The organism is Burkholderia sp. Ac-20379, assembly GCF_017104645.1.
In the GTDB taxonomy this organism is placed as follows: Bacteria; Pseudomonadota; Gammaproteobacteria; order Burkholderiales; family Burkholderiaceae; genus Burkholderia.
On record NZ_JAAGPF010000017.1, the window covers coordinates 38,291 to 47,103 of the forward strand.

Genomic DNA, 8,813 nt, shown 5'->3' on the forward strand with positions numbered 1-8,813 from the left:
GAGCTTTCCCATGAACATATCCAAATTTTTCATCGATCGTCCGATATTTGCAGGAGTCCTATCGGTACTGATCCTGCTCGGCGGCGTGATCGCGATGTTCAAGCTGCCGATTTCCGAATATCCGGAAGTCGTGCCGCCTTCGGTGATCGTCAAGGCGCAGTTCCCGGGCGCCAACCCGAAGGTGATCGCGGAAACGGTCGCCTCGCCGATCGAGGAGCAGATCGACGGTGTGGAAGACATGCTGTACATGCAGTCGCAGGCCAACAGCGACGGCAACCTCACGATCACCGTGACGTTCAAGCTCGGCACCGATCCGGACAAGGCCACGCAGCTCGTGCAGAACCGCGTGAACCAGGCGCTGCCGCGCCTGCCGGAAGACGTGCAGCGGCTCGGCATCACGACGGTCAAGAGCTCGCCCACGCTGACCATGGTGGTGCACCTGATCTCGCCCGACAACCGCTACGACATGACCTATCTGCGCAACTATGCGCTGATCAACGTGAAGGATCGCCTGTCGCGGATCCAGGGCGTGGGCCAGGTCCAGCTGTGGGGTTCGGGCGACTACGCGATGCGCGTCTGGCTCGATCCGCAGAAGGTGGCGGAGCGCGGGCTGACCGCCGACGACGTGGTGCGTGCGATCCGCGAGCAGAACGTGCAGGTGGCGGCCGGCACGATCGGCGCGTCGCCGTCGATTCCGGGCACGCCGCTGCAGTTGTCCGTCAATGCGCGCGGCCGCCTGCAGAACGAGAGCGAGTTCGGCGACATCGTCGTCAAGACGGCGCCCGACGGCGCGGTCACGCACCTGCGCGATCTCGCGCGGATTCAGCTCGACGCCTCGGAATACGGCCTGCGCTCGCTGCTCGACAACCAGCCTGCCGTGGCGATGGCGATCAACCAGTCGCCGGGCGCGAACTCGCTGCAGATTTCCGACCAGGTCCGCTCGACCATGCAGGAGCTGTCGCAGGATTTCCCGGCCGGCGTGCAGTACAAGATCGTCTATGACCCGACGCAGTTCGTGCGTTCGTCGATCAAGGCCGTGGTGCACACGCTGCTCGAGGCGATCGCGCTGGTGGTGCTGGTGGTGATCGTGTTCCTGCAGACCTGGCGCGCGTCGATCATTCCGCTGATCGCCGTGCCGGTGTCGATCATCGGCACCTTCTCGCTGCTGCTGATGTTCGGCTATTCGATCAACGCGCTGTCGCTGTTCGGGATGGTGCTCGCGATCGGGATCGTGGTGGACGATGCGATCGTGGTGGTGGAGAACGTCGAGCGCAACATCGAGAGCGGGCTGTCCGCGCGCATGGCCACCTACAAGGCCATGCAGGAAGTGAGCGGGCCGATCATCGCGATCGCGCTGACGCTGGTGGCCGTGTTCGTGCCGCTCGCGTTCATGACGGGCCTGACCGGCCAGTTCTACAAGCAGTTCGCGATGACCATCGCGATCTCCACGGTGATCTCGGCGTTCAACTCGCTGACGCTGTCGCCGGCATTGTCGGCCCTCCTCTTGAAGGGGCACGACGAGAAGCCGGACTGGCTGACGCGCGTGATGAACCGCGTGCTGGGCGGCTTCTTCCGCCGCTTCAACTCGGTGTTCCATCGCGGCGCGGAGAACTACGGCCGCGGCGTGCGCGGCGTGCTGTCGCGAAAGACGCTGATGCTCGGCGTCTATCTGGTGCTGGTCGGTGCGACGGTGCTGATGGGCAAGATCGTGCCGGGCGGCTTCGTGCCCGCGCAGGACAAGGAATACCTGATCGCATTCGCGCAGTTGCCGAACGGCGCCTCGCTCGACCGCACCGAGAAGGTGATTCGCCAGATGGGCTCGATCGCGCTCAAGCAGCCGGGCGTGGAGAGCGCGGTGGCGTTCCCGGGCCTGTCGGTCAACGGCTTCACGAACAGCTCCAGCGCGGGCATCGTGTTCGTCACGCTCAAGCCGTTCGACGAGCGTCACGGCAAGGCGTTGTCGGCCGGCGCGATCGCCGGTGCGCTGAACCAGCAGTACGCGGGCATCAAGGATTCGTTCGTCGCCGTGTTCCCGCCGCCGCCGGTGCTGGGCCTCGGTACGCTGGGCGGCTTCAAGATGCAGATCGAGGATCGCGGCGCGGTGGGTTACGCGAAGCTGGCCGACGCGACGCAGGATTTCATCAAGCGCGCGCAGCAGGCGCCCGAGCTTGGCCCGCTGTTCACGAGCTATCAGATCAACGTGCCGCAGCTCAACGTCGATCTCGACCGCGTGAAGGCCAAGCAGCTCGGCGTGAACGTGACCGACGTGTTCGACACGATGCAGATCTATCTCGGTTCGCTCTACGTGAACGACTTCAACCGCTTCGGACGCGTGTATCAGGTGCGCGTGCAGGCCGATGCGCCGTTCCGTCAGCGTGCCAGCGATATCGGTTTGCTGAAGACGCGCAACGCGGCGGGCGAGATGGTGCCGCTGTCGTCGCTGGTCACGGTGTCGCCGACCTTCGGGCCGGAAATGGTGGTGCGCTACAACGGCTACACGGCGGCCGACGTGAACGGCGGCCCGGCGCCGGGCTTCTCGTCGGGGCAGGCACAGGCGGCGGTCGAGCGGATCGCGGCGCAAACCCTGCCGCGCGGCGTGAAGTTCGAATGGACCGACCTGACCTATCAGCAGATCCTCGCCGGCAACGCCGGGCTGGTGATCTTCCCGATCAGCGTGCTGCTGGTGTTCCTGGTGCTCGCGGCGCTGTACGAAAGCCTGGCGCTGCCGCTCGCGGTGATCCTGATCGTGCCGATGAGCATTCTGTCGGCGCTGACGGGCGTGTGGCTGACGCAGGGCGACAACAACATCTTCACGCAGATCGGCCTGATGGTGCTGGTGGGGCTGTCGGCGAAGAACGCGATCCTGATCGTCGAGTTCGCCCGCGAGCTCGAGCATGACGGACGCACGCCGCTGCAGGCCGCGATCGAAGCATGCCGGCTGCGGCTGCGCCCGATCCTGATGACGTCGATCGCGTTCATCATGGGGGTGGTGCCGCTCGTGCTGTCGACCGGCGCCGGCGCGGAAATGCGTCATGCGATGGGGATCGCCGTATTCTTCGGGATGCTCGGCGTGACCCTGTTCGGCCTGATGCTGACGCCGGTGTTCTATGTGGTGCTGCGTACGCTGGCCGGTGGCAAGATCCACGTCGCGCAGAAGGATACGCCGCGGTACGACCCGTCGACCGCGGATGCTTGAGGACCAGACGATGAAAAACGATACAACCATCCTGCGTCTCGCGAAGCTGGCCGGCATCAGCACGCTGATGTCCGCGCTGCTCGCCGCGTGCGCGGTGGGCCCCGACTACAAGCGGCCCGACGTCGCCACGCCGGCCGCCTTCAAGGAGGCGCCCACGCTCGCCGCCGGCGAGCAGGCCGGCACCTGGAAGCCGGCCGAGCCGGCCGACGCCGCGCATCGCGGCGAATGGTGGACGGTGTTCGGCGACAGCACGCTCGACGCGCTCGAAAAGCAGGCGCTCGACGCGAACCAGAACCTGAAGGCCGCCGCGGCCCGCGTGCAGGAAGCGCGAGCGTCCACCCGCGCCGCGCGCTCGGCGTGGTTCCCGTCGCTCGACGCGGGCTTCGGCCCGACGCGCGAAGGCGTGTCGTCGGCCTCGCAGTTCCAGCCGCAAGGCTCAGGGCCGACCAACGCCACGCTGTGGCGCGCGCAGGGCAGCGTCTCGTACGAGGCGGATCTGTTCGGCCGCGTGAGCCGCAACGTGGAGGCGTCGCGCGCCGACACCGCGCAGAGCGAGGCGCTGTTCCGCTCGGTGCAACTGGCGCTGCAGGCCGACGTCGCGCAGAACTACTTCGAATTGCGTCAGCTCGATTCGGATCAGAACCTGTACCGGCGCACCGTCGATCTGCGCCAGGAATCGCTGAAGCTCGCGCAGCGCCGCTTCGACGAGGGCGACATCAACGAGCTCGACGTGTCGCGTGCGAAGAACGAACTGGCCTCGGCGCAGGCCGATGCGGTGGGCGTCGCGCGCCGCCGCGCGGCGTCCGAGCATGCGCTCGCGATCCTGCTCGGCAAGCCGCCGGCCGATTTTTCGTTCAGCGAAACGCCGATCGTGCCGGTGACCGTCAGGATTCCTGCCGGCCTGCCGTCGGCGCTGCTCGAGCGGCGGCCCGACGTGTCGGCGGCCGAGCGCGCAATGGCCGCGGCCAATGCGCGGGTGGGGCTGGCGAAGTCGGCGTACTTCCCGAAGCTCGACATCACCGGCTCGTTCGGCTATGAGGCGGCCACGCTCGGCAGCCTGTTCATGTGGTCGAGCCGCACGTTCCTGCTCGGGCCGTTCGCCGGCACGGCGCTGTCGCTGCCGATCTTCGACGGCGGCCGCCGCGCCGCGGGCGTGCAGCAGGCGCGCGCGCAGTACGACGAGCAGGTCGCGAACTATCGCCAGCAGGTGCTGGTGGCGTTCCGCGAGGTGGAGGACAACCTGTCCGATCTGCGTCTGCTCGACGACCAGATCCGCGCGCAGGGCGAGGCCGTCAGCGCGTCGCAGCGCGCGGCGAAGCTGTCGCGCACGCAGTATCAGGAAGGGCAGGTGGCCTACCTGGACGTGATCGACAGCGAGCGCTCGGTGCTGCAATCGCAACTGCAGGCGAACCAGTTGACCGGTGCGCAGGCGGTGTCGACGGTGAACCTGATCCGCGCGCTGGGTGGCGGATGGGGCGCACCGGCTGCCGCGGCGAGCGCGGCCGATGCGGCATCCGCCACGCAGGCGGTGGCGCAGCGGTGATGCGCGTGGCGGGTTGAAACGGGAACGGGCCTTCAGAGGCCCGTTTTCAGTTTACGGGCCTGGGTTTGCAGGCCGTCGAGGATGGCGTCGGCCAGATCGGCCGGGAAATCGGCGGGCAACAGCGCCGCCGCTTCGTCGATCACGTTGGGCGTGGCCGCCACGAGTCGTTCGACGATCGCGCGAACCTCCGCTTCGGGAAGGCCGCTGCGGCGGCCCTGTGCGAACCAGTGGCGCGGCTGGATGTCGCTCCACGCGTAGTGCCGGTTCGCGCCGCGCACGGCCATCGCCATCTTCACGCGCTGCGGCGCGATCTGGCCGGCGCGGCGGCCGATGACCGGATGAAACGACAGGATGTCGTAGAGCGGCGTGGCGCGATAGCGCGCGTCGGGCAGATGCGCGATGCTGAAGTTCTTGCCGTGGCCGTCGGCGGCGGCGAGCATCCAGAAGAGGATTTGCGCCGTGAAGAAATGCCGGCGGTCGCGCGGGGCGTCCACCGCGCCGGAGAGAATATCCATGGCCGCATCGATGCCGGGGCCGCCGTCGGCTTCGTATTTGGCGAGCCCGGAGATGCCGGTGGCCTGGCACAGGTCTTCCTGCGGCAGGCGCACGATCCAGGTGCCGTCCGCCGACAGCCGCCGGTCGAAGCGCTCGACCACCAGCGCTTTTTGATCTTCGAAGCGGCCGATGCCGCACGGCGCGACAGGCAGGCCGTAGGCGGCGACGATCAGCGCGCAGAGCCATTCGTTCTCGACCGAGGTGCGCATATCGGCGCCGAGACCGCCGACCAGCCCGAGCGGCAGCTTCAGGATATGGGAGGTGGGTGTGCTGCCTTCGGGGCGCAGCCAGGTGTCGCCATGCCAGAGCAGCGCGGTTTTTTCCTGCGCGCCGGCGATCGACAGGCGCAGGTCCGGCGCGGCGGCCTGGCCGGCAGCCGGTGCGAGCGGCAGCGCGCGCAGCCATTGGGCGATCTCGCGCTCGCCGAGCGGTGTGCCGGAGATGCGCTGGAGATCGTCCGGCGCCTCGCCGGGCGGCAGCAGTTGCAGCGCGCCCACGCAGTCGCGTCCGACCGCTTCGAGCAGCCCGAACGGCGAGGCGTCGCGCGCGGCATGGCGTTGCGCGATACGGCGGCGGATCGCGTCGCTGTCGGGCAGCAGGTTGTCGAAGTAATGCGTGACGGTCGCGCCGTGATAAGGCGTATTGCCTGGGCGCAGCGGCAGCGACAGCGAAAGCGGGCGGCGTTGCGGATCGGCGAGCCAGCTATCGGCGTAGGCCAGCCGGTCGACGCCTTGCACGCGTTCCCAATAGCCGACCTCGATGCCGTTCATCCAGAGCGCGAGGCGCATGGGCGGGCGCGAGCGGGGCATGGCGGCTTACCAGTTTTCGCGCGACGCGGTGCTGTCGGCGGCTTGGCCGCCCGGCGCGTGCGTATCGTTCAGCGTCAGTTCGATACCGAGGATGCGCATCACGCGGAACAGCCGATCGAGGCTGGCGGTGGTGGGATCGGCCTCGAAGCGGGCGTAGGTTTGCTGCGTCACGCCGAGCCGTTCGGCCAGCTCGGCCTGCGTGAGGCCCGCGGATTTCCGGAAGCCTTGCAGCAGCGGCCGAAGCTGGCCGAGGGTCTTGACCGGGTAGTTCACGATGGGAGCGCGCGACGCGCACGAAGTGGCGGACGCCCGGATTTTACAGCTTATAGGCTGTTTTTTGCAAATACAGCCTATAAGCTGTTTTTGGTGAATACAGCCTGTAGGCTGTCAATCGCGATCGCTCAACGACGCCGGCGCGACGTGGTCGAGGCGCTCGTCTGCGCCGCCTGCGTCTTGGCTTGCGTCGCCGCCGGCGGATTGATCGCCGCCACCCCCGACACTTCCTGATCCCAGTAGGTCGGCAGCCCGTTGTACGGATTCGGCAGCTTCAGCGACGTCACATACACGCCGCTCGCCCCGTTCGTCACAGCGAACTGCAGGTCGCTGCTCATCTGCGCGGAGGTGGCGTTGTAGACGATATGAATGAACCGGCTCGCCGAATAGTTCGCCTGCCACGACGCCGCGCTGTACTTCGCGTAATTCGCCTGCTTGTCCTCGTACACGACGAAGCGGTCCGCCACCGGCAGGCTCGCGTAGATTTCCGGAATATTCGAGCCCGGGTTGTTGACCACCTGGTAGTTCGGCGAGAGGCCCTTGATGTAGTTGTAGAGCGATTGGTAGTACTGCACGTGCGCGGCGGTGCTGTCGTTCGCCATCTCGTCGATGAAGAAGCCGTCCACAGTGTAGAACGCGAGGTAGGTGTTGATGTCCTTGGTGACGTCGGACAGCGAGCGGCTGCCGTAGGACGTATGGACGTACGCGATCACCTTGCCGCCGGCCGCGCGCACCTTGGCGATGGCGTTCGTATAAGCCGGATCGGCGGCGGTGCCGGGGCCGCTGTTCGGGTTGACGATGGCGGTGAGCGGCACCGTGGCGGCGTTGGTGGCGAGCGTGTTCCAGGCGGTCGAGCCCGAGCCGGACGGATAGAAGTAGGCCGGCACGACCAGGTCGGCCGCCTTGGCGACGCCGCCCGTCACGCACAGCGAGGCCAGCAGCGCGCAGGCCGCCGAGGCGAAGCGCCGGAACCGGCCGGGCGCGCGGCGGGTGCGCGCATGCTGCCGGCGATCGATCAGGAGTGCAGGGCAAATCTCGACGCCGTGGTGCTGAATGCTCATGGTCTACCTCTAAAGGATCCCGCCAGCGCGGGCCTGGCCCGTCGTGCCGGGTAATGGGGTACGTTGCCCCGGGAACTGCCGCCGTTTTGTCTTGCGTACTGCTTCGTATTGCTACCTGTATGCCGATGCGATGCCAGTGCCTTGCCGATCCGTTTTTTTCCTGATGAACCGGATTTCCCCGTCCGGTCATTCATCAATAGCAGCTTTCAATATCGTCTGCAAATTGCGTATTACGCGAGGATTGCAGCGTGATCCCGCCCCCGCCCATATCGTATTTGCCGATTTCCATTTCCGGATCGCTTGTTGGACTGGGCTCGGCGCGCGCGGCTATCATCGGCGCCAAGCCCCCCGCCATCGTGCACGCAAACGTGTGCGAAGGCGATACCCGTGTTTACGACAGCAGGTCGGCAATATCGAGGGTGGCGCGCGCGCATTTCGCACGCCATGCGCGCGACGCCGCGCGCGCCCGATTCGTCTGACCTGAAACGATGGAGTGCAGAGATTCGATGAGCGATTCCCGATCGCCGGCCGCAGCCGATGGGCAGGCCAACGCAGACGCCGGGGCCGATGCGCCGCGGACCTTCGGAGAACTGATCGTCGCGTTGCGCGCGAGCGCCGCCGAGCGCGACCGGCGCGGCGGCCACGCGGCTCGCGAGAAGGCCTGGATGGCCGGCCTCGGCCTGCAGACGCTGGCCGTGCCGCGCGCGTTCGGCGGCCAGGAGGCCGACTGGCCGATCCTCTATCAGACGATTCGCGCGATCGCGCGCGTCGACAGCGCGCTCGCGCATCTGGTGGGTTTTCAGGTGCTGCAGATCGTCAGCGTCGACGTGTGGGGCAACGACGCCCAGCGCGAGCGCTACCTGCGCGGCACGGTCGAGCAGGGCTGGTGGTGGGGCAACGCCGTCAATCCGCTCGACACGCGGCTGGCCGCGCATCGGGACGGCGCGGGCGGCTACCGGCTCGACGGCATCAAGGGCTTCTGCTCGGGCACGCGCGGCTCGTCGCGGATGACGGTGTCGGCGCACGATCCCGAAACCGGCAAGCCGGTGTTCGCGGTGGTGCCCACCGCGCGCGAAGGCATCACCGTGCACGAGGATTGGGATCCGATCGGCCAGCGCCAGACCGACAGCGGCAGCGTGTCGTTCAGCGGCGTGACGGTGACGGCCGACGAAGTGCTGCATCGCTCCGAAGCGCCGCCGAGCCCGCGCGCCACGCTGCGCACGCTGGTGTCGCAACTGGTGCTGACCAACCTGTTCGTCGGGCTGGCCGAGGGGGCGCTGGCCGAGGCGCGCGATTACGTGGCGACGCGCGGGCGGCCGTGGATCCATGCCGGCGTGGAGCGGGCGCAGGACGATCCGTACACGCTGCAGCGCTTC

At 67.5% G+C, this 8,813-nt stretch carries 5 protein-coding genes and 1 pseudogene; 3 read left to right on the forward strand and 3 right to left on the reverse strand.

Annotated features, from left to right (window positions below; genetic code table 11):
- Positions 1–10: 10 nt before the first annotated feature.
- Together G3N92_RS04205 and G3N92_RS04210 are read left to right on the forward strand one after the other, a co-directional pair.
- The gene (locus G3N92_RS04205; RefSeq protein WP_206126196.1) at positions 11–3,196 is read left to right on the forward strand and encodes an efflux RND transporter permease subunit; all 3,186 of its coding nucleotides are present in this window, start codon (positions 11–13) and stop codon (positions 3,194–3,196) included.
- Between the two features lie 10 nt (positions 3,197–3,206).
- The gene (locus tag G3N92_RS04210) at positions 3,207–4,739 is read left to right on the forward strand and encodes an efflux transporter outer membrane subunit (RefSeq protein ID WP_206126197.1); all 1,533 of its coding nucleotides are present in this window, start codon (positions 3,207–3,209) and stop codon (positions 4,737–4,739) included.
- A gap of 32 nt (positions 4,740–4,771) precedes the next feature.
- Here G3N92_RS04210 and G3N92_RS04215 read toward each other — a convergent pair whose 3' ends face one another.
- The 3 genes and pseudogenes from G3N92_RS04215 to G3N92_RS04225 form a co-directional block, all read right to left on the reverse strand.
- Positions 4,772–6,103 (reverse strand): type II toxin-antitoxin system HipA family toxin, encoded by a 1,332-nt coding sequence (locus G3N92_RS04215; RefSeq protein ID WP_206126198.1) that lies wholly within the window; start codon positions 6,101–6,103, stop codon positions 4,772–4,774.
- Between the two features lie 69 nt (positions 6,104–6,172).
- Positions 6,173–6,379 (reverse strand): annotated as a pseudogene (locus G3N92_RS04220) (helix-turn-helix transcriptional regulator); the annotation flags it as partial.
- A 125-nt stretch (positions 6,380–6,504) separates the two neighbouring features.
- Positions 6,505–7,437 carry a spherulation-specific family 4 protein gene (locus tag G3N92_RS04225; protein WP_206126200.1) on the reverse strand — a complete coding sequence of 311 codons (933 nt, stop codon included), beginning with the start codon at positions 7,435–7,437 and terminating at the stop codon, positions 6,505–6,507.
- 506 nt (positions 7,438–7,943) lie between these two features.
- Here G3N92_RS04225 and G3N92_RS04230 point away from each other — a divergent pair.
- Positions 7,944–8,813, forward strand: an 870-nt coding sequence (locus tag G3N92_RS04230; protein WP_206126201.1) for an acyl-CoA dehydrogenase family protein, incomplete at its 3' end; no start/stop codon positions are given.